22 protein-coding genes are annotated in these 25,963 nt (G+C 74.4%); 7 read left to right on the top strand and 15 right to left on the bottom strand.

Features of this window, described 5'->3' with window-relative positions:
* Window positions 1–23: 23 nt before the first annotated feature.
* The 3 genes from OH804_RS10855 to OH804_RS10845 form a co-directional block, all read right to left on the bottom strand.
* Window positions 24–1,130, bottom strand: coding sequence for a nucleotide disphospho-sugar-binding domain-containing protein (locus OH804_RS10855; RefSeq protein ID WP_406064777.1), 1,107 nt, complete (start codon window positions 1,128–1,130; stop codon window positions 24–26).
* A gap of 10 nt (window positions 1,131–1,140) precedes the next feature.
* Complete coding sequence (gene paaK / locus OH804_RS10850; RefSeq protein ID WP_406064775.1) at window positions 1,141–2,463, bottom strand: phenylacetate--CoA ligase PaaK; 1,323 nt, start codon at window positions 2,461–2,463, stop codon at window positions 1,141–1,143.
* A 78-nt stretch (window positions 2,464–2,541) separates the two neighbouring features.
* Window positions 2,542–2,991 (bottom strand): MarR family winged helix-turn-helix transcriptional regulator, encoded by a 450-nt coding sequence (locus OH804_RS10845; protein ID WP_145788570.1) that lies wholly within the window; start codon window positions 2,989–2,991, stop codon window positions 2,542–2,544.
* 135 nt (window positions 2,992–3,126) lie between these two features.
* Here OH804_RS10845 and OH804_RS10840 point away from each other — a divergent pair, with 135 nt between their 5' ends.
* The 7 genes from OH804_RS10840 to OH804_RS10810 all read left to right on the top strand — a co-directional run bounded on the left by OH804_RS10840 (window position 3,127) and on the right by OH804_RS10810 (window position 9,700).
* Entirely contained in the window at window positions 3,127–4,347 is a 1,221-nt protein-coding gene (locus OH804_RS10840; protein WP_406064773.1) for an MFS transporter, read from the top strand.
* Window positions 4,348–4,490: 143 nt separating this feature from the next.
* Window positions 4,491–5,249: a class I SAM-dependent methyltransferase gene (locus OH804_RS10835; RefSeq protein WP_406064771.1), complete on the top strand. Its 759-nt coding sequence runs from the start codon at window positions 4,491–4,493 to the stop codon at window positions 5,247–5,249.
* Window positions 5,250–5,398: 149 nt separating this feature from the next.
* Window positions 5,399–5,872, top strand: coding sequence for a fluoride efflux transporter FluC (locus OH804_RS10830; RefSeq protein ID WP_406064769.1), 474 nt, complete (start codon window positions 5,399–5,401; stop codon window positions 5,870–5,872).
* Window positions 5,869–6,231: a fluoride efflux transporter CrcB gene (gene crcB, locus OH804_RS10825; RefSeq protein WP_196923217.1), complete on the top strand. Its 363-nt coding sequence runs from the start codon at window positions 5,869–5,871 to the stop codon at window positions 6,229–6,231. Before OH804_RS10830 ends, crcB begins: the two co-directional genes overlap by 4 nt.
* A gap of 117 nt (window positions 6,232–6,348) precedes the next feature.
* A complete protein-coding gene (locus OH804_RS10820) occupies window positions 6,349–6,873 on the top strand; it encodes a PadR family transcriptional regulator (protein WP_099853936.1) in 525 nt (174 codons plus the stop codon).
* The gene (locus OH804_RS10815; RefSeq protein ID WP_196923218.1) at window positions 6,870–7,550 is read left to right on the top strand and encodes an ABC transporter ATP-binding protein; all 681 of its coding nucleotides are present in this window, start codon (window positions 6,870–6,872) and stop codon (window positions 7,548–7,550) included. The genes OH804_RS10820 and OH804_RS10815 overlap by 4 nt, the downstream gene beginning before the upstream one ends.
* Window positions 7,547–9,700: an FtsX-like permease family protein gene (locus OH804_RS10810; protein ID WP_196923219.1), complete on the top strand. Its 2,154-nt coding sequence runs from the start codon at window positions 7,547–7,549 to the stop codon at window positions 9,698–9,700. Before OH804_RS10815 ends, OH804_RS10810 begins: the two co-directional genes overlap by 4 nt.
* Window positions 9,701–9,703: 3 nt before the next feature.
* On the opposite strand, the gene cobA is transcribed toward OH804_RS10810, so the two are convergent.
* Genes cobA through cobN form a run of 12 tightly spaced genes read right to left on the bottom strand, consistent with a single transcriptional unit; the run spans window position 9,704 to window position 25,907 of the window.
* Window positions 9,704–11,389, bottom strand: a complete 1,686-nt coding sequence (cobA, locus tag OH804_RS10805) for a uroporphyrinogen-III C-methyltransferase (protein ID WP_406064765.1) — start codon at window positions 11,387–11,389, stop codon at window positions 9,704–9,706.
* Window positions 11,386–11,982, bottom strand: coding sequence for a precorrin-8X methylmutase (locus OH804_RS10800; RefSeq protein ID WP_196923221.1), 597 nt, complete (start codon window positions 11,980–11,982; stop codon window positions 11,386–11,388). Before OH804_RS10800 ends, cobA begins: the two co-directional genes overlap by 4 nt.
* Window positions 11,979–12,176, bottom strand: coding sequence for a DUF362 domain-containing protein (locus OH804_RS10795; protein WP_112588067.1), 198 nt, complete (start codon window positions 12,174–12,176; stop codon window positions 11,979–11,981). Before OH804_RS10795 ends, OH804_RS10800 begins: the two co-directional genes overlap by 4 nt.
* Window positions 12,164–13,891 (bottom strand): precorrin-3B C(17)-methyltransferase, encoded by a 1,728-nt coding sequence (gene cobJ, locus OH804_RS10790; protein WP_406064762.1) that lies wholly within the window; start codon window positions 13,889–13,891, stop codon window positions 12,164–12,166. Before cobJ ends, OH804_RS10795 begins: the two co-directional genes overlap by 13 nt.
* Window positions 13,888–15,204, bottom strand: coding sequence for a precorrin-6y C5,15-methyltransferase (decarboxylating) subunit CbiE (gene cbiE, locus OH804_RS10785; RefSeq protein WP_406064760.1), 1,317 nt, complete (start codon window positions 15,202–15,204; stop codon window positions 13,888–13,890). The genes cobJ and cbiE overlap by 4 nt, the downstream gene beginning before the upstream one ends.
* Window positions 15,201–16,352: a cobalt-precorrin-5B (C(1))-methyltransferase gene (locus OH804_RS10780; protein ID WP_406064758.1), complete on the bottom strand. Its 1,152-nt coding sequence runs from the start codon at window positions 16,350–16,352 to the stop codon at window positions 15,201–15,203. The genes cbiE and OH804_RS10780 overlap by 4 nt, the downstream gene beginning before the upstream one ends.
* A complete protein-coding gene (gene cobM / locus OH804_RS10775; protein ID WP_406064756.1) occupies window positions 16,349–17,182 on the bottom strand; it encodes a precorrin-4 C(11)-methyltransferase in 834 nt (277 codons plus the stop codon). Before cobM ends, OH804_RS10780 begins: the two co-directional genes overlap by 4 nt.
* Complete coding sequence (cobI, locus tag OH804_RS10770) at window positions 17,179–17,958, bottom strand: precorrin-2 C(20)-methyltransferase (RefSeq protein WP_406064753.1); 780 nt, start codon at window positions 17,956–17,958, stop codon at window positions 17,179–17,181. Before cobI ends, cobM begins: the two co-directional genes overlap by 4 nt.
* Entirely contained in the window at window positions 17,955–19,310 is a 1,356-nt protein-coding gene (locus tag OH804_RS10765; protein ID WP_406064751.1) for a cobyrinate a,c-diamide synthase, read from the bottom strand. The genes cobI and OH804_RS10765 overlap by 4 nt, the downstream gene beginning before the upstream one ends.
* Window positions 19,304–19,915 (bottom strand): cob(I)yrinic acid a,c-diamide adenosyltransferase, encoded by a 612-nt coding sequence (gene cobO, locus OH804_RS10760; protein WP_406064749.1) that lies wholly within the window; start codon window positions 19,913–19,915, stop codon window positions 19,304–19,306. Before cobO ends, OH804_RS10765 begins: the two co-directional genes overlap by 7 nt.
* Window positions 19,915–22,242, bottom strand: a complete 2,328-nt coding sequence (locus OH804_RS10755) for a magnesium chelatase subunit D family protein (RefSeq protein ID WP_406064747.1) — start codon at window positions 22,240–22,242, stop codon at window positions 19,915–19,917. The genes cobO and OH804_RS10755 overlap by 1 nt, the downstream gene beginning before the upstream one ends.
* Window positions 22,239–25,907 (bottom strand): cobaltochelatase subunit CobN, encoded by a 3,669-nt coding sequence (gene cobN / locus OH804_RS10750; protein WP_406064745.1) that lies wholly within the window; start codon window positions 25,905–25,907, stop codon window positions 22,239–22,241. Before cobN ends, OH804_RS10755 begins: the two co-directional genes overlap by 4 nt.
* Between the last annotated feature and the right edge of the window lie 56 nt (window positions 25,908–25,963).

Below are 25,963 nucleotides of genomic sequence, written 5' to 3'. Positions count from 1 at the left end.
AGGGTGGCCACGCGGGGTCGGCGTCAGACCAGTGCCTCCAGCCGCCCGACCAGCTCGGTCGGTGCCGGCATCCCGGCGATCTCGCGGCTGACCTGCCCGGCAGCGGTACGGAGGCGCTCGTCGGTGATCAGCTGGGTCAGCGCCCGCGCGGTGATGTCCCGGGGACGCAGCGCCAGGCCGGCGCCCCGGCGGGCCACCAGCTCGGCGTTGTGCCGCCGGTCCCCCGGCCCCGTGGTGGCCAGTTGGGGCAGGCCGGCGGCGAGGGCACCGAGGGCACTGCCCGCCCCGCCGTGGTGCACCAGCGCCGCGCTCGCCGGCAACGCCTCGTCGAGCGGGATCCAATCGACCACCCGCACGTTGCCGGGCAACGAACGGACCGACCGCTCGTCGGGGCGGACCAGCACGATCTCCGCGTCCACCTCGGCGGCGGCGGCGACCACTGCGGGCATCGGCCCCCGGTCGCCGGGGCCGGTCAGGGTGCTGCGGGTGACCAGGATCCGGGGACGCTCACCCGGCTCGCGCAGCCACGCCGGCAGCTCACCGCCGCCCACGTAGGACGTGTAGCGCATCGGCCAACCGCCCTGCTTGGCTACGCTGGGCGGGGCCACGGCGAGGGCGGCGGCCGGCGGCGGCAGCTCGGTGAGGCCGTGCCGGCGCAGTGCGGCGCCGAGGCGGGCGACGGTGGCGCGGACCAGGTCCCGGCCGTCGAAGAGGGCGTTCTCCTGGCGTACGGCCGGCACGTCGCGCCGCGCGGCGGCCACCGCACCGGCGACCGCGAACGGCTCGTGAAGCACCAGATTCGGTCGCCATCGATCCGCCAGCGCGACCACCGGGTCGGTGAGCTGGTCGTTGAGCGCGCCGAACAGCAGGCCGGCGCCCCGGGTGCCGGCGGTGCCGGCCATTTCCGCCCGTGCGATCAGCGGATGGCGGGTTAAGACCCTCCGCGCGATCCGGCCGAAGTCGAAGCCCGGCGCGATGTCGTGCACCGGCAGACCGGCGTCGGCGGCGGCCAGTCCCCCACCGCCGGTGGCGACCAGCACGTCGTGGCCGGCGTCACGCAACGCGACAGCGAGCGGGACCAGCGGGAAGACGTGCCCGACGAGCGGAGCGGAGACCACCAGCACGCGCATGGGCACGATCCTATGTCGACGACGGCATCAAGGTGGGCCGCTGGTCGACGATGCGGCGCATCTTGCCCATCGACCGTTCCACAGTGTCCGGGGCGAGGACGTCCACCGCCACGCTGACGCCGATGGTGTTCTTCACCAGCTGAACCAGCGTGGCGCCGGCCCGCTCGGCGGCGTCCACGTCGACGCCGGCCCGTCGCTCCACCCGCACCGTCAGGGTGTCCAGCCGACCGCGCCGACCGAGGACGCACTGGAAGTGCGGTGACAGCTGCGGGGTGCGCAGGATCAGCTCCTCGATCTGGGTGGGGAAGATGTTCACCCCGCGCAGGATCATCATGTCGTCGGTGCGGCCGGTGATCTTCTCGATCCGGCGCATCGGCCGGGCGGTGCCGGGCAGCAGCCGGGTCAGATCCCGGGTGCGGTAGCGCACGACCGGCATCGCCTCCTTGGTCAGGGAGGTCAGCACCAGCTCACCCCGCTCGCCGTCGGGCAGCACCGCCCCGGTGACCGGGTCGATGATCTCCGGATAGAAGTGGTCCTCCCAGAGGTGCAGCCCGTCCTTGGTCTCGACGCACTCGGTCGCCACGCCAGGACCCATCACCTCGGAGAGCCCGTAGATGTCGACGGCGTGGATGTCCAACTGCTGCTCGATCTCGCGGCGCATGTCCTCGGTCCACGGCTCAGCCCCGAAGATGCCGACCCGCAGTGAGGTGGCGCGCGGGTCGATGCCCTGGCGGCGCATCTCGTCGACGATGGCCAACAGGTAACTGGGCGTGACCATGATGACCTCGGGCTCGAAGTCGCGGATCAGCATGACCTGACGCTCGGTCATGCCCCCGGAGACCGGGATGACAGTGCAGCCCAGCTCCTCGGCCCCGTAGTGCGCGCCCAGACCACCAGTGAAGAGCCCATAGCCGTACGCGACGTGCACCCGGTCGCCGGGACGGCCGCCGGAGGCGCGGATCGAGCGGGCCATCAGACGCGCCCAGGTGCGCAGGTCGTCGCGGGTGTAGCCGACCACCGTCGGCCGGCCGGTGGTGCCGGAGGAGGCGTGCAGGCGGGCGACCCGCTCCCGGGGTACGGCGAACATGCCGAACGGGTAGTTCTCCCGCAGCTCCGCCTTCCCGGTGAACGGGAAGCGCGCCAGGTCGTCGAGGTCCCGGCAGTCGTCGGGGTGCACCCCGACCGCGTCGAACGCCCGTCGGTAGTGCGGCACGTTGTCGTACGCGTGCCGCAACGACCAGCGCAGTCTCTCGCGTTGCAGGGCGCGCAGCTCGTCGATGCCGGCCCGCTCGATCGGCTCCAGCTCCTCGGGACGAGGGGTGCGGTCCTGCATCGGCTGCCTCCTTGGCGCGGCGGTCCCGGTGGGGCTGCGGGTACCGTACGCCCGCCCTCGCCGGGGCCGGCGGGGCGGTCAGCGGGCGGCTGGCAGCCGGTGCAGGGCGTCGACCAGCGGGGCCAGCTCGGGGGTGGCCTCCGCCTGGGCGAGCGCGTCGGTGAGCACCCGGTCGTGGGTCGGGCGGGTCTGGGCGAGCAGCTCGGAGCCGGCCGGGGTGAGCTCGGTGTAGATGCCGCGCCGGTCGTCGGCGCAGAGGATGCGGGTGAGCAGCCCCCGCTGTTCGAGGCGGGTGACCAGCCGGGTGGTGGCGCTGCCGGAGAGCGCGGCGGCGCGGGCGAGCTGGCTCATCCGCATGTGCCAGCCGTCCTGGCGGGAGAGCGCGTCGAGCACCGTGTATTCGACGACGGAGAGCCCGTGGCCGGCCTGCAGGGCCCGCTCCAGGGACGTCTCGATCAGCCCGTGCAGGGCGGCGAGGGTGCGCCAGCCCTGCGCGCGGATCTCGACCGCGTCGTCGGCGATGCCCATGCCGGCCTCCTTGGTGTGATCTGAACGGACCCCAGATTACCACGCTTGCGCCGATATGAAGCGCGTGCAAGTATTTAGTTGCCGGCGCGCGTAGTTGCACGCGCCGCATAACTGCCCCCTCCCGATGGGAAGACCATGTCCGTACGCCAAAAGTCCCTGCCGCCCGGCCTGATCGCGCTGGCCATCGGCGCCTTCGGCATCGGGCTCACCGAGTTCGTGATCATGGGGCTGTTGCCCGAGGTGGCCGCCGACTTCGCGGTCACCGAGCCGGTGGCCGGCTGGTTGATCTCCGGCTACGCGCTCAGCGTGGCCGTGGGCGGGGTCGCCCTCACCGCGGCTGTCACCCGACTGCCGCGCAAACCGGTGCTGCTCGGCCTGATGGTGCTCTTCATCATCGGCAACCTGCTCTCCGCCGTCGCCGGCGACTACGCCGTGATGATGGCCGGCCGGATCGTCGCCGCGCTCTGCCACGGCGCGTTCTTCGGCATCGGGGCCGTGGTCGCCGCCGGCCTGGTCGCACCGGCCCGCCGGGCGGGCGCCATCGCCATGATGTTCGCCGGCCTGACCATCGCCAACGTGCTCGGCGTGCCGTTCGGCACCTTCCTCGGGCAGCACTTCGGCTGGCGGTCGACGTTCTGGGCGATCACCGCCATCGGGGTGGTCGCCCTGATCGGGCTGGCCCTGCTGATCCCGGCCGGCGCGACCGCCAACGCCGACCGCCCGGCCGGCGGGCTGCGCGGCGAGTTGCGGGCCTTCACCCACCCGCAGGTCTGGCTCTCCCTGGTGATCACCGTCCTGGGCTTCGGTGGGATGTTCGGCGCGTTCACCTACATCGCCTACACGCTGACCGAGGTGAGCGGCTTCGCCAGCAGCACCGTGCCGTGGCTGCTCGTCCTCTTCGGCGTGGGGCTCTTCGCGGGCAACCTGCTCGGCGGTCGGGCCGCGGACAGGTCACTGTCGCGCACGCTGGTGACCGTCCTGGCGGTGCTCACAGTGGTGCTCGTCGGCTTCGCGCTGACCGCCACGAGCCCGGTGTTGACCATCGTCGCGCTGGTGCTGATGGGTGGGTTCGGCTTCGCCACAGTGCCGCCGCTGCAGATGCGGATCATGCGGTACGCCCACCAGGCGCCGACCCTGGCGTCCGGGGCGAACATCGCCGCGTTCAACCTCGGCAACGCGTTGGGCGCGTGGATCGGCGGGGTGACCATCGCCGCCGGACTCGGCTACACCTCGCCGATCTGGGCCGGGGCCGCACTCACCCTCATCGGGCTGGGTGTGCTCCTCGGGGCGCTGCGGCTGGCCCGGCGCGACGAGCCGGCCCGGGCCGACGCGAGCCTGGTGGACAGCACGGTCTGACCCCGCCGGGAGGAGGACGCCGGGCCGGGCGGTTCACCCGGCCCGGCGTCGCTCTGATCATCGCCCTGCAATCGTCTCGCAATTGCAAAAGATGTGCAACAAGGTCTGGACAACGCCCGCGTGCCGTAACTAGCCTGATCGCCATGAGTCCTTACATCATGGATCCCTGGGCCTGGCAGGAGAGCTGGGACCGTCAGCAGGAGGCCTACCTCCCCGACCGGGAACACCGGTTCACCGCCATGCTCGACACCGTCGACGCGGTCCTCGACGGCCGGCCGCCGCGGGTGCTCGACCTGGCCGGCGGCACCGGCAGCATCTCGCTGCGGACCCTCGCTCGCTTCCCCGCCGCGGAGCCGACACTGGTCGACCTCGACCCGGCGCTGCTCGCCATCGCCGCCGCCTCGCTGGCCGACCGGGCCACCATCGTCACGGCCGACCTCGGCACCCCCGAGTGGCGCTCCGCGCTCCCCCACCAGGAGTTCGACGCCGTCCTCACCGCCACCGCCCTGCACTGGCTGCCGGCCGACCGGCTCGGGCAGCTCTACGCCGAACTGCGTGACGTGCTGCGACCGGGCGGCGTCTTCGTCAACGCCGACCACATGCCCGACGACACCCTGCCGGAGCTGACCAAGCGGCTGATGGACCGCGCCCGGGACCGGCGCAACGCCCGGTACGCCGCCGGCTCGACGCTGTCCTGGTCGGACTGGTGGGAGCGGGCCGGCGCCGACCCGACGCTCGCCCCGCTGGTCGCCCAGCGGCACGCCATCTACCCGACCGGGCACAGCCCCGAGTGGAACCCGCCGGTCTCCTGGCACCTGGCCGCGCTCACCGCGGCCGGCTTCAGCGAGGTCGGCACGGTCTGGCGAGGCGGCCCGGACGCCGTCGTCGCGGCGGTGCGCTGAACAGCCGATCCAGTGGCGGCGTTATGCTGGCGTCGGAGTTGAACAACTCCCGGCGGTGGGGCCCGCCGTCCCGCGCACGCGCCGGGAGAACCGCGACACCGCTCGCCAACGGTCCCTGCCAGTGATGCCCGTGCTGGTAGGGAGGACCCGTGTCAGAGCCGTTCGAACCGCGTACCGACCCCGACGTCGACCTGCGCGTCCCCGCCGACCGCCGCGAACTGACCGCGCGTCCCGCGACGATCCTCGCCGCGATCGCGGCCGGTGGGGTGCTCGGCGCGCTGGCCCGGGCCGGCCTGCAACACGCCGTTCCGCACCCACCGACCGGCTTCCCGTGGGCGACGTTCACCATCAACACGTCCGGCTGCCTGCTGATCGGCGTGCTGATGGCGGTGCTCGGGCACCTCGACGGCGGACCCCCGCTGACTCGCCCGTTCCTCGGGGTCGGGGTGCTCGGCGGTTTCACCACCTTCTCCACCTACGCGGTCGACGTCCAGCAGGCGATCGTCGTGGGCGCACCGGGCACCGCACTGGCGTATCTCGCCGCGACGGTGCTCGGGGCGCTCGTCGCGGTCGGGGTGGGCGACGCCGCAACCACCGGGCTGCTGCGGCAGGCGACCCGGTGACCGTCCTGCTCATCGCCCTGGGTGCGGCCGTCGGCGCGCCGCTGCGCTACCTCACCGACCGGGCCGTGCAGTCCCGGCACGGCTCGGCGTTCCCCTGGGGCACGTTGCTCGTCAACGTGGCCGGGTCGCTGCTGCTCGGCATCGTGGTCGGGTGGCCGGCCGGCCCGGCGGTCAGCGCGTTGCTCGGCACCGGTTTCTGCGGCGCGCTGACCACGTACTCCACCTTCAGCTACGAGACGCTGCGGCTGACCACTGGCGGCCATCGGCTCCTCGCGCTGACCAACGTGCTGGGCAGCGTGACCGCCGGGCTCGCCGCTGCCACCGCCGGCTACGCCCTGGCCCGCGCCCTGACCGGCTGACCGCGCGCCCGCCGCGCCCCACCCGTTTCCACCCGACACCAACGCCTGGACCAGGCGTCGGTCGGCAACACACCGAGGGTATATACGCGAGGTATACCCTCGGTGTAGTCTGCTGGCATGAGCGTGCCACTGACTCTTCTCGGCCTCCTCGAACGGGAGCCCAGCCACGGTTACGACCTGAAGCGCGACTACGACGCCTTCTTCGGCCGGGGCAAGCCACTGCCGTTCGGCCAGGTCTACTCCACCCTCAGCCGACTGGCCCGCGACGGCAAGGTGGTGATCAGCGACGTCGCCCCCGGCTCCGGCCCCGACCGCAAGCGCTACATCATCACCGACGTCGGCGCGACCGAGGTCGAGCAGTGGCTGACCCAACCGGTCGACCCGGAACCACACCTGCAGACGGTGCTCTTCGCCAAGGTCGTGCTCGCGCTGATGCTGGACCGGCCGGCCGCCGAATACCTCGACACCCAGCGCAGCGCGCACCTGCACCGGATGCGTGAGCTGACCGAGATCAAGCGCGCCGGCGGTCTGGTCGACGCGCTGCTCGCCGACCACGGCCTCTACCACCTGGAGGCGGACCTCCGATGGATCGAGATGACCGGTGCCCGACTGGACGCCCTGCGGAAAGAGGTGCGGCCGTGAGTGTCGTGATCGAAGCGCGCGACGTGGAGTTCTCCTTCGGTCAGACCCCCGCCCTGCGCGGCGCGAGCGTCGCCGTGGAGGCGGGCGAGATCCTCGCCGTGATGGGCCCCAGCGGCTCCGGCAAGTCCACCCTGTTGCACTGTCTGGCCGGCATCCTGGTGCCCGACTCCGGAGAGATCCTCTTCGACGGGGCGCGGGTCGACGCCATGGCCGAGACCCAGCGCAGCAGCCTGCGCCGGGACCGCTTCGGCTTCGTGTTCCAGTTCGGCCAGCTCGTTCCCGAGCTGACCGCTGTGGAGAACGTCGCGCTGCCGCTGCTGCTCAGCGGCGTACACCGCAAGCAGGCGCTCCCCAGGGCGCGAGCCTGGTTCGCGCGCCTCGGCCTGGACGGCCTGGAGCAGCGCCGCTCGGGTGAGCTCTCCGGCGGGCAGGCGCAACGCGTCGCCCTGGCCCGCGGCCTGGTCGCCGAGCCGCAGGTGCTCTTCGCCGACGAGCCGACCGGCGCGCTCGACTCGCTCACCGGGGAGCAGGTGATGGACCTGCTGGTCAGCGCCGCCCGCGAGCAGGGCACCACTGTCATCCTGGTGACCCACGAGCCCAGGATCGCGGCGTACGCCGACCGCGAGGTCATGGTCCGTGACGGGCGCGTCAACGCGCCGGACCGGATCGCCTCATGATCCGCTTCGGGCTCCGCCTCGCCGTGGCCGGCGGCCGTGAGGCGCTCACCCGCCTGATCGCCATCGCCGCCGCCGTCGCGGTCGGCAGCGGGCTGCTGCTGACCACTCTCGCCGGGGTCAACGCGGTAAACGCCCAGCTCACCCGGTACGCGTCGATGTATCCCAGTGCCTCGGCCGGCGGAACCGACCCGCTGTGGTGGTCCACCCGGCAGGACTACTTTCTTGGCAAGCAGATCATCCGGATCGACGTCGCCGCGACCGGTCCGAGTGCGCCCACCCCGGTCGGCATCCCGACCACCCCGGGTCCCGGCGAGTACTACGCCTCGCCCGCGTTGCGGGAGCTGCTGGCCGCCCACCCCTCCGACCAACTGGGCGACCGCTACCCGGGGCGCGACCTCGGTACCGTTGGACCCGCCGCGCTGACCTCGCCGGACACCCTGCTCGTCATCGCCGGCGGCGCCCCCGACCAGGTCGCCAAGCTACCCGCTGCGAAGCAGGTCACCAGCGTCGGCGACACCCCCGCCCTCCCCGAGACCACTGTGAACCTCATCCTGGGCGTCATCGCCGGTGGGCTGCTGTTCCCGGTGCTGATCTTCATCGGCACCGCCACCCGGCTCAGCGCGGCCCGCCGCGAGCAACGCTTCGCCGCGATGCGCCTGGTCGGCGCGACACCCCGGCAGATCTCGATGGTCGCCGCCGTGGAGGCGAGCGCCGCGGCGGTCGCCGGCACTGCCGTCGGCTTCGGGCTGTTCTACGCCTTCCGCGATCCGCTCGCGAGCATCCCGTTCACCGGCATGCCGTTCTTCCCCGGCGACATGTCGCTGGGCGTGCTGAACGTCCTGCTGGTGGCGCTCGGCGTACCGGCCGGGGCGGCGGTGGCCGCCCAGGTCTCGCTGCGCCGGGTACGGATCTCGCCGCTGGGCGTCACCCGGCGGGTCACCCCCCGGGCGCCGCGCGCGTACCGGCTGATCCCGGCCCTGCTCGGTGTCGCCGTGCTGGTCTTCGCCATCGGCTTCAAACCGGAAACGTCCGACGGCCAGACTGCGGTGTTCCTGCCCGGTCTGCTGCTCATCATGGCCGGTCTGGTCTTCGCCGGCCCGTGGTTGACGATGGTCGGTGCCCGGGTGATGGCCCGGTACGCCAACCGCCCGGCCACCCTCATCGCCGCGCGACGCCTCGCCGACAACCCGAAGGCCGGCTTCCGGGCGATCAGCGGCATCATGCTCGCGCTCTTCGTCACGAGCGTGTCCGTCGGCGTCATCACCACGATCGTCGCCAACCGCGGCCCGGCACCGGTCGGTTCGACCGATGCGGGCACGGTGACCACCGTCTTCGACGAGAAGGTGCCGTCGGTGCCCGACGCGCTCTTCGCCGAGCTGCGGGCGATCACCGGGGTGCGCTCCGCGACCGCCATCCGGGAAGACCCGGACATGATGAACGGTGGCGAGGGCGGGATGATCGCGTGCGCCGACCTGCCGAGCGCGTACGGCCGGTGCGCCGACGGCGCGAGCGTCATCGAGGTGCCGATGGGCCTCAGCCGTTGGCGGGAATCGGCATCGCCCGCGACGGTCTGGCCCGCCGCGTCGCTCACCCTCGACGAACTCCAGCGGCTACCCGTGGTGTCGATGGTCGTCGGCACCGACGGCTCCGCCGCCGCCATCGAGCGCACCCGCACCGTGCTGGAAGTCGCCTTCCCGACCTTCTGGGTCGGGCCGAACGTGCCCGGCGACTTCGAGTCGGACTTCGCCAACACGCTGCGCGGCTGGGAACAACTGGCCAACGTCATCATCATCGCCAGCCTCGCGCTCGGCGGGTGCAGCCTCGCGGTCAGCGTCATCGGCGGTCTCACCGAACGCCGACGCCCGTTCAGCCTGCTGCGCCTCAGCGGCGCTCCGGTGCGGGTCCTGCGTCGGGTGGTGGCGCTGGAGAGCGCCGTGCCGATGCTCGCCGTCGCCGCCGTCGCCATCGGCATGGGCCTCCTCGCCGCCCACCTGTTCCTACGGGCGCAGATGGGCTACACGCTGATCGCGCCGGAGCCACGCTTCTACGTGATCGTCGTGGTCGGGTTGGCAGCCTGCCTGGGCGTCATCGCCTCCACCCTGCCGTTGCTGGAACGCATCACCGGGCCGGAGACCGCCCGCAGCGAGTAGCCGTCAGGCCGTCGGCCCGGTGGTGGTGAGGGCGACCACCGGGCCGAGGACGAAGACAGCGGGCGGACCGACGCCCTCCCGGGCGGCGACCGCGCCGATCTCGTCCAGTCGGGCGGGTACCGATCGCTGGTCGGGCAGCCCGGCGTCCTGCACGGCCAGCACCGGGGTCTCCGGGGCGCGACCGTGCTCGATCAGCACGCTGGCAATCTTGCCGATGGTGTCGACGGCCATCAGCAGCACGACGGTGCCCCGGGCCCGGGCCAGCGCCGCCCAGTCGACGAGCGAGTCGGGGTGCCCGGGCGGCAGGTGCCCGGACACGACTGTGACGTCGTGTGCCACGCCCCGGTGCGTAACCGGCACACCCGCGAGGGCCGGGGCGGCGAGCGCGCTACTCACCCCCGGGACCACCGTCACCGGCACCCCGGCCGCCACGCAGGCCTGCACCTCCTCGTGGCCGCGCCCGAAGACGTACGGGTCACCACCCTTGAGCCGGACCACCCGGCGACCGGCGCGGGCGTGCGACACCAGGGCCTCGTTGATCGCCTCCTGGGCCATCGACGGGCCACGGGGCACCTTCGCGGCGTCGACCACCAGCACGTCGGGGCGCAGCTCGGCGAGCAGCCCCTGCGGGGCGAGTCGGTCGACCACCACGACGTCCGCCGCGTCGAGCAGCGCCTTCGCGCGTACCGTGATCAGGTCGTCGGGCCCCGGGCCGCCGCCGACCACGGCGACCGAGCCGTGGTCATGGTCGTGGTGGTCGTGCCCGTGGTGGTGGTGGCCGACCGGGTCATCGGGGTGGTCGTGCGGGCGTTGCGGGCGACCCACCTTGTCGGCGAAGCCGGGCATCAACACCCGGTACGCGCAGGTGTCGCAGTTCATCCGGATGTCCCCGCCCAGCGCCTCGGCGTAGCGCTCCAGGACGAGGTCGGCGAGGGCGTCACAGTCGCCGATCACCTCGGCGACGCGGACGTCCAGGTCGGGGTGGGCGGCGGCGAACTCCGCCGACTGGGCGACGATCCGGTCCGGCAGCACCCCGGCGAACAGGAAGTAGGGCGCCACCACGATCCGGCGCGCGCCGAGGCGGCGCAGCCGTTCCAGCACGGCCGGCACCGACGGCTGGGCGAGGGAGATGAACCCCGGCTCCACGCCCGCGTAGCCGCGCCCCTCCCAGAGCAGCCGGGCGACCTTGGCGACCTCGGCGTTGGCGTCCGGGTCGGTGGACCCCCGCCCGATCAACGCCACCCACGTGCCGGCCCGGTCGGCACCGGGCAGCTCCGTGTCGGCCCGGTCGGCACCGGGCAGCTCCGTGCCGGCCCGGTCGGCACCGGCCAGTGCGGCGTCGATGCGCTGTTCGAGGGCTTCGTGCAGCAGCGGGTGGGGGCCGAGCGGGCGGCCGTAGCGGTAGCTGAGCCCGGGGTGGCGCTGCTGTTCCCGGGCCATCGCGGCGGGGATGTCGCCCTTGCCGTGACCGGCGCCGGTGAGCACCAGTGGGAGCGCCACCAGCGCCCGGTGCCCACTGGCGACGAGCGCGCCGACCGCGTCGGTCAGCGGTGGGCGGGACAGCTCGATGAAGCCGCCCTCGACGTCGCCGATGTCCCCGCGACCGCGGACCCGCTCGACGAGAGCGGCGAACTGCTCGACCCCGGCCGCGCTGCGCGTGCCGTGCCCGACGATGACCAATCCGGTCATGACTTCTCCTCGACGTAGAGCAGGGCGTTGAGGGCGGCCGCGGCGACCGCCGAGCCACCCTTCTCCCCCACGTTGGACACTGCGGGCAGGCCGCTGGCCCGTAGCGCCGCCTTCGACTCGGCGGCGCCCACGAAGCCGACCGGCAGGCCGACGACGAGCGCCGGTGCGGCGTCCACTGTGAGCAGTTCGACGAGCGCGGTGGGCGCGCAGCCGACCACCCAGACCGCTCCGGTTCCGACCCGGTCCAGTGCGATCCGCACGGCCGCCGCCGAGCGGGTGATGCCGGCCGAGCGGCCCAGGGCGGCGGCGGCCGGCTCGGCGACCGGACAGACCAGTTCCAGGCCGGCCCGGGTGATGCCGGCGGCGACCATCGCCACGTCGGTGACCACCGGCGCCCCGGCGCGCAGCGCGGCCAGCCCCGCTTCCAGGGCGACCTCGTCGCAGACCAGCTCGTCGACGTACGCGAGGTCGGCGCTGGCGTGCACCACCCGCTCGGTCACGGCGCGGCTCAGCGGCGGCAGGTGCGTCAGGTCGACGCGCTCGCGCAGGATGCGGTACGACTCGGCCTCGATGGGGTGCACGACCCGGCTCATCGGGCTCCTTCACAGGGGTCGGGCTCGACGACGCGGATGGCGTCGACCGGGCAGATCTCCAGGCACTCCAGGCAGCCGGTGCACCGGTCGGCGCGGACGGTGAGGCCACCGGCGACGGGTCGGATCGCGTGCGTCGGGCAGGTGAGCAGGCAGGCGCCGCAGCCCTGGCAGGCGTCGATGGTCACGAGCGCCACCGGTACCCCCGGGGTGTGACCATCCGGCCGGCGACCAGCCGGGTGTCGCTGCTGCCGACGACCACCACGCTGTACATGTCGACGACGGCCGGGTCGAGCGTGGCCACTGTGGCGAGGTGCACCCGTTCGCCGGGGCGGCTGGCGTTGCGCACCACGCCCACCGGGGTGTCCGGTGGACGGTGCGCGGCGAGGATGTCGAGTGCCTTGCCGAGCTGCCAGTCGCGGGCCCGGCTGCGCGGGTTGTAGAAGAGGGTCACGAAGTCACCCTCGGCGGCGGCGGTCACCCGCCGCTCGATGACGTCCCACGGGGTGTGCAGATCGGACAGGCTCAGGTAGGCGTGGTCGTGGCCGAGCGGCGCGCCGAGCAGCGCCCCGGCAGCGAGGGCGGCGGTCACGCCGGGCACGCCCACCACGTCGATGCGCTCGTCGGCGTACTCCAGGGCCGGGCTGGCCATCGCGTACACCCCGGCGTCGCCGGAGCCGATCAGCGCGACCGCCCGGCCGGCGGCGGCCTCGGCGACGGCGGCGCGCGCCCGCGCCTCCTCCGCGCCAAGCCCGCTGGAGAGCACCCGGGTGCCGGGGCGGAGCACGTCGCGGACCTGCTCGAGGTACTGGTCGAGGCCGACCACCACGGCGGCGCGACGCAGCTCGGCCACCGCGCGCGGGGTGCGCAGGTCGGTGGCACCCGGCCCGAGGCCGACGACGGCCAGCCGGCCGCGGGGCGCGTGCCGGGCCACCGCCACTGTGGCCATCGCCGTCGCGGTCTTGCCCACCAGCAGCGTCGCCTCGTCGGCCCGGCCGTCCGGGCCGAGCAGGGCCGCGGCCTCCGCCACGCTCGGCGTGCCGACGGCGGCCCGGACCACCTCGCTGGGGTGCGGCACGTCGACCGCCGCCAGCCGCGTCGCCGGCCAGGTCACCAGGGGTACGCCGAGCGCGTCGGCGGTGCTGCGGATGCCCGCCTCGTCGGCCTTGATGTCGGCGGTGGCCAGGCAGCGCAGGCTCGCCGGGTCGAGTCCGGCGTCGGCCAGCGCCCGGTGCAGCAGTTCCGCCACCTCGGCGGCGGGTACGCCCCGACTCGCGCCCACGCCGGCGACCAGCGACGGCGGCCGCAGCACTGCGGTCCGCTCGTCGGGTGGCACCACGCGATCGGTGACCAGCAGCCGGTACCCGTCGTCCGTCGGGTCCTCGGCGGCGGCGCGCACGTTCGGGGGCAGGGCGGGCAGCGGCCAGTCGGCGTCGGCGATCAGCCGGACCGGCTCGCCGTCCAGGATGGCCCGGGACACGGCGGCGACGGCACCCTGGACGGGCCAGCCGAGGGTGTCCAACCCTGGCAGGTCGACAGCGTCGGTGGCGGTGGTGATGACCGGTCGGGCGTCCAGCAGGGCGGCGACCTGCTCGGCGAGGGCGTTGGCCCCGCCGGCGTGCCCGCCGAGCAGCGCCACGGCGTGGCGGGCCGCCTCGTCGACGACCACCACTGCCGGGTCGGTGCGCTTGTCGTCGAGCAGCGGCGCGACGATCCGCACCACCGCCCCGGTGGCCAGGAACGCGATCACCGCGTCACAGTCGGCCCAGGCGGTCCGCAGCGCGTCGGCGACGGTCTCCCCCTCGACCAGCCGGGCGTGCGGCCAGGCGGCGGTCACTGTGTCGGCGTGCCGGCGGCCGGCGGCGGTGGCCGCCACCAGGCCGATCCGGGCGGGCGGGTTCTGGTCGGTCACTGGCGCTCCCCGGTGAGGACGACCACCGGGTTGGTGGCCGCGAGGCGGATCGACCCGCCGGGCAGGTCGGCGAGGCGGGCGGCGGAGAGCTGGCTGCCCTCGACCGTGTAGCCGGCGGCGCGCAGGAGACCCACGGCGGGTGCGACCCGGTCCAGTGCGGCCAGGGTGAGCACCACCCGCTCGGGTTGACGGGCCAGCACGGCGGGGAGGACGTCGACGCCGCCACCGCCGACGAAGACCGCGTCGGGCTCGGGGAGGTCGGCCAGCGCCGCCGGGGCGCGACCGGTGACCAGCCGGACGTGCACGGCGTGCGCGGCGGCGTTGGCCCGGATGGTCGCGCCGGCCTCGGGGTCCTGTTCGACGGCGAGGACGGCCGCGCCGAGGAGCGCGCACTCGATGCCGACCGAGCCGCTGCCCGCGCCGACGTCCCAGATCAGCCGGCCCAGTCGGGGGCGCAGCCGGGCGACGACGAGGGCGCGCACCTCCGACTTTGTGATCATGGAGTCGCGGTGGGCGTACCGGTCCTCCGGCAGCGCCCAGCCGCCGGACGGTGCGGCGGCGGGTTGGTTGTCGGCGCGCATCCCGCCGGGTGCGACCCGATCGGGCGCGGCGTCGGTGGGCGCGGCGTCGCTGGGCACGGCGTCGCTGGGCACGGCGTCGCTGGGCGCGGCGGGTGCCCCGTCGGCGAGGCTGAGCAGGACGTGCGGCTCGGCCCAGGTCTCGGTGGCGGCCTGCTCCGGGGTCACCGCGCGGATCCGTTCGGCGGCGGCGCCCAGGTGCTCGGCGACCAGCAGGCGCCGGGACCAGCCGATCAGGCCGGCGCCCAGCTCGGCCGCACCGGCGCCGGGCGCGGTGAGCACCGCGACCAACGGCAGCGCCCGGCAGGCGTTCACTGCGGCTCGGGGGTCGCGCCCGTGCGCGGTGACCACTGCGGCACCGTCCCAGGGCAGTCCGGCGCGGGCGAACGCGGCGGCCACACTGGACACCGCCGGCACCACCCGCAGTGGCAGTCCGGCCGCGCGCAGCCGCCGGACGATGCCGAACAGACCGGGATCGCCGCTGGCCAGCACCACGGCCGGCACTCCGGCGTCGACGGCCTCGGCGAGGCGCCGTAGGGCGGGGGCGAGCGGCCCGAGGACGATGGTGTCCGCGCCAGCCGGTACGGGCACCGCGGCCAGGTGCCGGGCGGCCCCGACCACCAGCCCGGCGGTGGCCAGCACCGGGGCGAGCGCGGGGTGCGGCGGCGCGCCCGCCGCGTCCAGCCCGACCACCGTCACGGCGGTCACGGGCGCCGCCGATGCCATCGGCGTCATCGGGGCCACCGGCCGGACGAGGCGACGACGTGCGCTCCGGCGAAGTCGACCATCGCCACGTCCACCGTTACCGTCGGCCCGGCGAAGCGCCGCAGCACCTGGCGGACCCGCTGGCAGAGCAGGTCGCCGGCCGGGGCGAGCAGCCCGGCGGCCTCCCACAGCTCGTACGCGTGCCGCCCGGTGTTCGCCTCGGTCACGGCGGCGACCAGCGACGGGTCACCGCCGGCCTCGGCGGTCACCGCGCCGAGCAGGGAAAGGTCCACAGTGGAGCGGGTGTAGTGGGTCATCAGGATGCCGGCCGCGAGTTTGGCGAGCTTGCCAGCCATGCCGACGAATACCACTCCGGTCATCGCGTCACCGACGGCGGCGGTCACGGCCGCCCCGGTGAAGTCGCCGACCTCGACGAAACAGACCTCGGGCAGGTCGGGCAGGAGTGCGCGGGCGGCCCGCTCGGTACGCCCACCGGTGCACAGCACCACTGTCGGCTCACCCTGGGCGGCCATCACGTGTACGGCCTGCACGACGCTGGCCCGCCACGACGCGGTGGAGAACGGGCGGACGATCCCGGTGGTGCCGAGGATCGAGATGCCGCCCAGGATGCCGAGGCGACGGTTGGTGGTCTTGCGGGCCATGATCTCGCCCCGGGGCACGCTGATCACCACGCGGACACCGACCTCGCTGAGGTCGACCACCTCGGCCACCGCCTCACCGATCATCCGGCGGGGGGTGTCGTTGATCGCCGGGCCGCCGACCGCGAGCCCGAGGCCGGGCTTGGTGACCGTGCCGACGCCGGCACCACCGGCCAGCCGCAGGCCGGGCACGTCGGTCCAGTCCACCGTGGCGGTCAGCTCGGCGCCGTGGGTGACGTCCGGGTCGTCCCCGGCGTCCTTGACCACCACCGCCTCGGCCCGGACCGGTGGGGTGCCGGTCACCTCGCAGCGCTCCACCGGGAAGCGCACCCGGCGCCCGGCGGGCAGCCCGATCTCCACCTCCTGCTGGGTGGTGCCGGTGACCAACGCGGTGACCGCGGCCTTGGCCGCCGCCGTCGCGCACGCGCCGGTGGTCCAGCCGGTGCGCAGCGCGGTAGGCCGGACCTTCGCGGTGCGCGGCAGGTCCGGCTCGCGCAGCGGCGGCTCGGCGTACGTCATGGTGTGGCGTTCCCCCCGGTGCGGGCGCTGGCCTGACGGCGCAGCTCGGCGCGGGCGGCCGGCTCCGCTCGCCGGAAGGTGTGGAAGTGCCCGGGGTGGTAGAGGTGCGAGCGGGTGCCCTCGGCGGCGAGGGCCGGCCCGACCAGGAAGAGGGTGTGCTTCCACAGCTTGTGCTGCTTGACAGTCGCCTCCAGGGTGCCGACCGTGCAGCGCACCACCAGTTCGTCGGGCCAGGTCGCCTGGTACGCCACCACGGCCGGGGTGTCGTCCGGGTAGCCGCCGGCCAGCAGCTCGGCCTGCACCTGCCCGGAGCGGGCGGCGGAGAGGAACAGCGCCATTGTGGTGCCGTGCCGGGCGAAGTCGCGGACCCGTTCGCCGGGCGGCATCGGGGTCTTGCCGCCTTCGAGGCGGGTGAGGATGACCGACTGGGCCACCTCGGGCACTGTCAGCTCCCGTCCGACGATCGCCGCGACGGCGGTGAACGAGGACACCCCGGGCACGATCTCGACGGCCAGGCCGAGCGCCCGGCACACGTCCAGTTGCTCCTGCACCGCGCCCCACAGCGCCGGGTCTCCGGAGTGGATCCGGGCCACTGTCAGCCCCTGTTCGGCGGCGCGCTGGTAGAGCGGCAGCACCCCCTCGATGGGTAGCTGCGACGAGTCGACGATCTCCGCGTCGGGGCGCGCGTGCTCGAGCACGTCGGCGTGCACCAGGCTGGCCGCCCAGATGACGATGTCCGCATCGGCGATGACCCGGGCAGCCCGCAGTGTCAGCAGATCCGCCGCCCCCGGGCCGGCTCCGACGAACCACACAGTGCCGTCGCTGGTCACAGCTTTCCTCCTCGGTGCTCGCGGCGGGCCGGAACCAGCAGCGTCGACAGGTAGGGCAGGTCGTGCTCGGTGTCGTCGACCGGCCCGACGCGTTCGCCGGGCAGCCCCAGGCTGCGTCCGAGTACCGCGTCGGCGAGGCGGCCCTGCCGGCGCAGCTCGGCGAGCAGCTCCGGGTGCCGCCGCCAGCCCTTGTAGGCGACCACGGTGCCCGGCCCGGCGAGGGCGTCGGCGAAGAGCGCCAGGCCCGCAGTGGCCGGCAGCAGGGTGAGCGGTTCGCGTCCCTCGCAGAGCGGGGTGCCGCTGCGGGCCGCCAACTCCTGCATGGCGGTGATGCCGGGGACTGTCGCCACCCGCACCGTGGGGCGCAGCGCGCGGACGCTCTGGGCCAGGTAACCGAAGGTGGAGTAGACGTTGGGGTCGCCGATGGTGGCGAACGCGAGGGACCGCGCGCCCGCGTCGATCGCCTCGACCACTACCCGGGCGGCGTCGTCCCAGGCCACCGCCCGGCGCGCGGTGACTCCACCCCGGTCGTCGAGCGCGAACGGCAGCCGGCGCAGCCGGTCCGCCGCGACGTGGGAGCGCACTGTCGCCTCGGCCCGCCCGGGGTCCGCGTCCGGCGGCGTCGGACCGGCGGTCGCGGTGGGCGCCACCCGGTCCGCCATCACGGGTACGAAGACCAGGTCGGCCTCGCGCAGCAGACGCACCGCCTTGACGGTGAGCAGTTCCGGGTCGCCCGGGCCGACGCCGACCCCGGTGAGCGTGGCGTCGGCGTTCATCGGCACGCCTCGACCAGTCGACGGGCCGCCTCCGGGTGGCCGGCCCAGTGGGTGTGCAGGTAGGAGGCGTGCACCCGGCCGGCGACGAAGCCGTGCTCGGTGTCGTTCCAGCGCCACGCCGGCGCGTCGCCGTGCCCCGGGTCGGTGGTGGTGCGGTGGAACTCGTGGCCGCGTACCGGCTCGCCGGCGCGCGCCACCGGGGAGTCGGTGACGGCCACCGCCTCCCGGTAGCCGAGGGTGAGCCGGTCGGTCATCCGGGCGGTCAGGTCCAGTCGACCGCACATCGGCAGGCCGTCCAGGGACCGCCCGAGGTAGAGCAGCCCGGCGCACTCGGCCACGACCGGCCCGTCGAAGTCGGCCAGTTCGGCACGGAGCGCCGTGTTGCCGGCCAACGTCTGGGCGTACGCCTCGGGGAAGCCGCCTCCGATCACCACCGCCCGGGTGCCGGTGGGCAGCGCCGGGTCGCGCAGCGGGTCGACGGTGACGACCTCCGCGCCGGCCGCGGCGAGCAGTTCGGCGGTCTCCGCGTACGAGAAGGTGAAGGCCGGACCACCGGCGAGGGCGACCCGTGGTCGCTCGACGCCGGCCGGCCCGCCGACGGCGGCGACCGGGTCCCACGCCGGGGTGGTCAGTGGCGGGGCGGTCCGGGCCAGGTCGAGCACGGCGTCGAGGTCCACCGTGGCCTCGACCAGTTCGGCGAGCGCGGTGACGATCGCTACGGATTCGGGTGCCCGCTCGGCGACCGGCACCAACCCGAGGTGCCGGGCCGGCGCGGCTACCTCGGCGGCGCGGGTGACCGCCCCGAGCACCGGCACGCCCACCTCGGCGAGGGCGTCGCGCAGCAGCGTCTCGTGCCGGGGTGAGCCGACCCGGTTGAGGATCACCCCGCCGATCCGCACCGCCCTGTCGAACGCGGCCATGCCGAGGGTGAGCGCGGCGGCCGACCGGCCCTGCGCTGTGGTGTCCAGCACCAGCAGCACGGGTGCCTCGATCACCCGGGCGACGTGCGCGGTGGACGCGTAGTCGCGGCGGCCCACCGCCCCGTCGTGCAGGCCCATGACGCCCTCGACCACGGCGATGTCGGCGGGAGTGGGGACGCTCGCGCCGTGTCGCAGCAGGGGCGCGATCCGGTCGGCGCCGACCAGAAACGGGTCGAGGTTGCGCCCGGGTCGCCCGGCGGCGAGGGCGTGGTAGCCGGGGTCGATGTAGTCGGGGCCGACCTTGTGCGGGCTGACCGTCAGGCCCCGACGGCGCAGCGCGGCGAGCAGTCCGGTGGCCACTGTGGTCTTGCCGTGGCCGCTGGCCGGGGCGGCGACCACCACCCGGGGCAGCGCCCAGTGCTCGCTCACCACTCGATGCCCTTCTGGCCCTTCTGGCCGGCGTCCATCGGGTGCTTGACCTTTGTCAGCTCGGCGACCAGGTCGGCGGCGGCGACCAGGCGGGGGTCGGCGTCCCGACCGGTGATCACGACGTGTTGGAAGCCGGGACGGTCGGCCAGGGTGGCGACCACCTCGTCGACGTCCACCCAGCCCCACTTCATCGGGTAGGTGAACTCGTCCAGCACGTACAGCCCGTACCGCTCGGCGGCCAGGTCGCGCTGGATCTGCCGCCAGCCCTCCAGGGCGTCGGCGGCGTGGTCGGCGTCGCCGCCGCGCTGGATCCAGGACCAGCCCTCGCCCATCTTGTGCCAGGCCACCGGTGCGCCCTGGCCGGTGCGCTCGTGCACCTCAGCGAGCGCCCGGAAGGCGTTCTCCTCCCCCACCCGCCACTTGGCGCTCTTGACGAACTGGAACACCCCGACCGGCAGCCCGGCCGTCCAGGCCCGCAACGCCAGCCCGAAGGCCGCCGTCGACTTCCCCTTCATCTGTCCGGTGTGCACGATCAGCAGTGGTCGGTGCCGCCGCTGCCGGGTGGTCAACCCGTCAGCGGGCACGTTGCTCGGCTGTCCCTGCGGCATCAGGCAACGCTCCTGTCGGGCGTGAGGGTGGTGCCGGTCGAGATCTTGGAAGGAAGCCGCCCTTCCAGGGGCCGTTTCGTTCCAAGATCTCCTCGGGCGGGGGCGTGGGTTAGGTCTTCTAGTTGGTGACGGGGGGCTTTTAGCTGGGTGGCCAGGCGGTTCGCCAGGTGCAGGCGGATCGGGCCGGATTCGCAATCCACAACGACGCAGGGGGCGTTCGTCGCGACCAGGACCTGTGCGGCTGCTGCCGCGCGGTCGAGCGGGCGGGTGCCGGCGGTGGCCCGGCCGTCGGTGACGATGAGGACCAGCGGGCGGCGCTTCGGGTCGCGCAGGCGCTCCACCCGCAACAGGTCCGCGGCGGCGAGCAGGCCCTCGGCCAGCGGCGTACGCCCGCCGGTGGGCAACTCGGCCAGCCGGGTCGAGGCGGCCAGCACCGACGAGGTCGCCGGCAGCAGGGTCCGGGCACCGGCACCCCGGAACGCGATCACGGCGACCTTGTCCCGCCGCTGGTACGCGTCGGTGAGCAGGGCGAGCACCGCGTCCTTCACCGTGGCCATCCGCTGCCGGGCGCCCATCGAGCCGCTCGCATCCACCACGAACAGCACCAGGTTGCCCTCGCGCCCCTCGCGAACCGCCTCGCGGACGTCGTCCCGGCGCAGTCGCAGCGGACCGGTGAGCCGGCCCCGGGCCGCCTGGTGCGGCGCGGCGGCGCGGATCGTGGCCGGCAGGTGCAGTGCGCCGACCCGGCCCGCCGGCACCCTTGCCCCGGTGGTGCGGCCCCGCCCGGTGCGGGCCCGCGACCGTCGGCCCGGCACCCCGTCTCCCAGGCCCGGCGCGGTGAGCACCCGCGCCTTCAGCCCACCCCGGGGTACGGCCACCGGCTGCGAGCTTCCGCCGCCCCGGGTCGCATCGTCGTCACCCGCCCCCGATTCCCGGCCACCGCGCGGGCGCGCGTCCCGGCCGTCACCACCCCGATCGTCCGCCGAGCGCTGCGACCAGCCGTCGTCGTCGCCCCGCTCGCCCGTCGGGTGCTGCGGCCAGCCGTCGGCACGGTCCGGCCCGTCGGCACGCCCGTCCGGGCCGGTGCCGTCCCGTGCCGTCGAGTGCCCGACCGACTCGGGTTCGCCCTGGTCGGCGCCATCGCCACTGCCCTGCGGGCCACTGCCGGCCGGGCCGCCCCCGTTCGGGCCGCCCCCGTTCGGGCCGCCACCGCCGGCCGGGCCGCCACCCTCCGGGCCGCCGCCGTCCGGACCACGATCCTCGGGGCCGCCGTCGGGGCCGTCGTCGTCCGGGTCGTCGGGGTGGGCGTCCTGGGCGCGCTGCAACGCCTCGTCGAGGCGCTTCTCGTCCAATCCCGGGGTGTCGAACGGGTCGCGGCGGCGGCGGTGCGGCAGGGCCAACCGGGCGGCTACCCGGACATCGTCGATGGTGACCCGGTCCCGGCCGTGCCAGGCAGCGTGGGCGAGGGCGGTACGGGCGGTGACGATGTCGGCCCGCATCCCGTCCACGTCGAACGCCGCACACACCTCGGCGATCTGCCGCAACGCGGCATCCGGCAGTCGTACCCCGGGAAGTCGGCGGCGGGCGGCGGCCACCTGGCCGGCGATCTCCGCGTCGGCGTCCGCCCAGCGGGCGGCGAAGCCGACCGGGTCCGCGTCGGCGGCCAGCCGGCGGCGGACCACCTCGACCCGAATCTCCGGGTCCCTGCTGGCGCCCACCTCCACTGTCAGCCCGAACCGGTCGAGCAACTGCGGGCGCAGCTCGCCCTCCTCCGGGTTCATTGTGCCGACCAACAGGAACCGGGCCGCGTGGCTGACCGAGACGCCCTCCCGCTCCACGTGGCTGCGCCCCATCGCCGCGGCGTCGAGCAGCAGGTCGACGAGGTGGTCGTGCAGCAGGTTGACCTCGTCGACGTAGAGCACCCCCCGGTGCGCGGCGGCCAGCAGGCCCGGCTCGAAGGCGCGTACCCCCTCGCCGAGTGCCTTCTCCAGATCGAGTGCCCCGACCACCCGGTCCTCGGCGGCGCCCACCGGCAGCTCGACGAGACGGGCCGGGCGGGTCTCGGCGGCGGCGTCGGCCGGGTGCGGGCCGTCCGGGCAGGCCGGGTCGGGTTCGGCCGGGTCACAGCCGAAGCGGCAGCCGGCCACCCGGCGCACCGGGGGAAGCAGAGCGGCGAGGGCCCGGACGGCTGTGGACTTGGCGGTCCCCTTCTCACCGCGCACCAGCACCCCGCCGATCGCCGGGGACACCGCGTTGAGCAGCAACGCCAGCCGCATGTCGGCCATACCGAGCACCGCACTGAACGGGTAGATCGTGGTCATGGTCATGCCCGGTCCTCCAGGTCGCCCTCGCTGGCCAGGTACGTGTCGCGCAGCCGGTCGAGGGTGGCCGGTTCCGGCTTGGCCCACAGCCCCCGGTCGGCGGCCTCCAACAGCCGCTCGGTGATGCCGCGCAGCGCCCACGGGTTGGACTGCTCCAGGAACTCCCGGGTGGTCTCGTCGAAGAGGTACGCGGCGGCCAGGTGCTCGTACATCCAGTCGTCGACGACCCCGGCGGTGGCGTCGTAGCCGAACAGGTAGTCCACTGTGGCCGCCAGCTCGAACGCGCCCTTGTAGCCGTGCCGGCGCATCGCGGCGATCCACTTCGGGTTGACCACCCGGGCCCGGAACACCCGCCGGGTCTCCTCACCCAGCGTGCGGGTGCGCACGTCGTGCGGCATCGCCGAGTCACCCACGTACGCCTGCGGTGACGTGCCGGTGAGGTGGCGGACCATCGCCACCATCCCGCCGTGGTACTGGAAGTAGTCGTCGGAGTCGACGATGTCGTGCTCGCGAGTGTCCTGGTTCTTCACCGCCACCGCGATCCGGGCGAAGGAACGCTCCATGTCGGCGCGCGCCTCCCGCCCGTCCAGGCCCCGGCCGTACGCGTAGCCGCCCCACACCGCGTACACCTCGGCCAAATCGGCGTCGCTGCGCCAGGTCCGGGCGTCGATCAGGGGAAGGAGCCCCGCGCCGTACGCGCCGGGCTTGGAGCCGAAGATCCGGGCGGTGGCCCGCCGCTCGTCGCCGTGCTCGGCGAGGTCGGCGGCGACGTGCGCCCGCAGGTAGTTCTCCTCGTCCGGCTCGTCGAGGGCGGCGACCCGCCGGACGGCGTCGTCGAGCAGCGCCACGACGTGCGGGAACGCGTCGCGGAAGAAACCGGAGATGCGCACTGTGACGTCGACGCGGGGCCGGCCCAGCTCGGCGGTCGGCACCACCTCGATGCCGGTGACCCGCCGGGACCGGTCGTCCCAGACCGGTCGGCAGCCCAGCAGCGCGAGCACCTCGGCGATGTCGTCGCCCTGGGTGCGCATGGCGCTGGTGCCCCAGACGGTCAACCCCACCGAGCGGGGGTACCCGCCGGTGTCGGCGAGGTGCCGGGCCAGCAGCGAGTCGGCGAGGGCCACGCCGACGTCCCAGGCGTTGCGGCTCGGGATGGCCTTCGGGTCGACGGAGTAGAAGTTGCGGCCGGTGGGCAGCACGTTGACCAGGCCCCGGGTGGGTGAGCCGGACGGGCCGGGCGGCACGAACCTCCCGTCCAGCGCGCCGAGCGTGTGGGTCAGCTCGTCGGTGGTCCGGTCCAGTCGGGGCACCAGCTCGGTGGCGGCGAAGTGCAGCACCGCGGCCACGTCCGGAATCGACCGACCGGTCACCTCCGTCACCACGGCGTCGACAGTGTCCACGGCCCAGCCCAGCGTCTCCATGCCAACGACCAGCCGTCGCGCGAGGGCCTCGATCAGGTCGATCGCGTCGGCGGCGGTGCCGGCCGGCCCCTCCACCACGTCGGTCAGCGCCGCGGGCAGCGCCAGCCGCTGTCCCGGCGACGCGAGCAGTTCCTGCTCGTCAAGCCCGTATGCGACGGCGAGGGCCTGGCGCAGGCCGGGCAGGGCCCGGGCGCCGCCCCAGATCTGCGGGGCGCGCAACACCGCCAGGACCAGGTTGACCCGGGGCTCGCCGGTGGGCGCGTCGGCGAGGATGTGCAGGCCGTCGCGGATCTGCACGTCCTTGACCTCGCACAGGTACCCGTCGAGGTGCAGCACGAAGTCGTCGAAGTCGTCCGCGTCCGGCATGGCCTCGGCGTGCAGGTCGTGGTGCAGCTCGGCGGCGCGCACCAGGTCCCAGATCTGGGCGCGCACGGTGGGTACCTTGGCCGGGTCGAGGGCCTGCACTGTCGCGTACTCGTCGAGCAGTTGCTCCAGTTTGGCCAGGTCGCCGTAGGTCTCGGCGCGGGCCATCGGCGGGACCAGGTGGTCGACGACCACGGCGTGCGCCCGCCGTTTGGCCTGGGTGCCCTCGCCGGGGTCGTTGACGATGAACGGGTACACCAGCGGCAGGTCGCCGAGGACCGCGTCGGGCGCGCAGTCGGCGGCCAGGCCGAGGCCCTTGCCGGGCAGCCACTCCAGGGTGCCGTGCTTGCCCAGGTGCACCACGGCGTCCGCGCCGAAGCCGCCGTCCACGACGGGCGCTGTCAGCCAGCGGTACGCGGCCAGGTAGTGGTGGCTGGGCGGCAGGTCCGGGTCGTGGTAGATGGCGATGGGGTTCTCCCCGAAACCGCGAGGCGGCTGGATCAGCAGCACCACGTTGCCGAAGCGCAGCCCGGCGAGCACGATGTCGCCGCCCTCGGTGTACAGCTCGCCCGGCGGCTCACCCCAGTGCTCCCGCATCCGCTCGCGCAGCTCGGCCGGGACCTGGTCGAACCAACGCCGGTACGTCGGCCCCGGTATCCGGGCCTCGGCGGCGGCCAACTGCTCCGGGGTGAGCCACTCCACGTCGTGACCACCGGCGGCGATCAACGCGTGGATCAGCGCGTCGCCGTCGTCGGGCGGTGGCGTGTCACCCAGGTCGTAGCCGGCCTCGGCCAGCGCGGCGAACAGCCGGACCGCCGAGGCCGGGGTGTCCAACCCGACGGCGTTACCGACCCGGGAGTGCTTGGTGGGGTACGAGCTGAGCACCACGGCGACCCGCTTGTCGGCCTGCGGCACGTACCGCAGTCGGGCGTGGCGCACCGCGATCCCGGCGACCCGGGCGGCCCGCTCGGCGTCGGCGGCGTAGACCGACAGCCCGTCGGCGTCGATCTGCTTGAACGAGAACGGCACTGTGACGATCCGGCCGTCGAACTCGGGGATGGCCACCTGCATGGCGGCGTCCAGCGGGGACAGCCCGGCGTCGCTGTCGGCCCACTGCGCGCGGGTGCTGGTGAGGCAGAGTGCCTGGATGACCGGCACGTCCAGGGCGGCCAGCGCACCGACGTCCCAGGCGTCCTCGTCGCCGCCACCGGAGGCGTCAGCGGCGACCGCACCGCCGGCCGCGAGGACCGTGACCAACAGCGCGTCACAGCGGGCGAAGAGTCCGAGAGGGCCGGCACCCGCGGTCAGGCCGCGCAGCGAGCCGCAGAAGATCGGCAGGGGGTTGCCGCCGGCTTTGTGGACCGCGTCCGCGAGCACGTCGACGAAGTCGGTGTTGCCGGCGAGCGCGTGCGCCCGGTAGAAGACGATCCCCACTGTGGGCCGGTCCGGGTCGGCGGGGCGGTCGCCGTGCACGCCGTACGCCGGGGTGGGCGCGGGCGGGGCGAACCCCTCGCCGGTGAGCAGCACCGTGTCGGACAGGAACCGGGCCAACTGCCCCAGGTTGTCAGGGCCGCCCTCCACCAGGTAGGCCAGTGCCTGGGTGACGACCCCGGACGGCACTGTGGAGACGGCCATCAGCTCCGCGTCGGGTAGCGCCTCACCGCCGAGCACGACCGTCGGCACGCCGCTGGCGAGCACCGCGGCGAGGCCGTCCGACCAGGCCTGCCGACCGCCGAGCAGCCGTACGACGACGAGGGCGACCCCGTCGAGCAGGGCGGACACCTCCTCGACGGTGACCCGCGCGGGGTTGGCCAACCGGTAGTCGGCGCCGCTGGCGCGGGCGGCCAGCAGGTCGGTGTCGGCGGTGGACAGCAGCAGGATGCGCACGGTTGGCTCCGGGAAGTGACGCCCTGGGCGCCGAGGGGGCGACCGGGACGATGCGG

Origin of the sequence: Micromonospora sp. NBC_00860 (assembly GCF_045207375.1) — a bacterium.
GTDB lineage: Bacteria > Actinomycetota > Actinomycetes > Mycobacteriales > Micromonosporaceae > Micromonospora > Micromonospora vinacea.
Note: the sequence above shows the minus strand (reverse complement) of the source record. Positions and strands in the feature narration are given on the sequence as shown.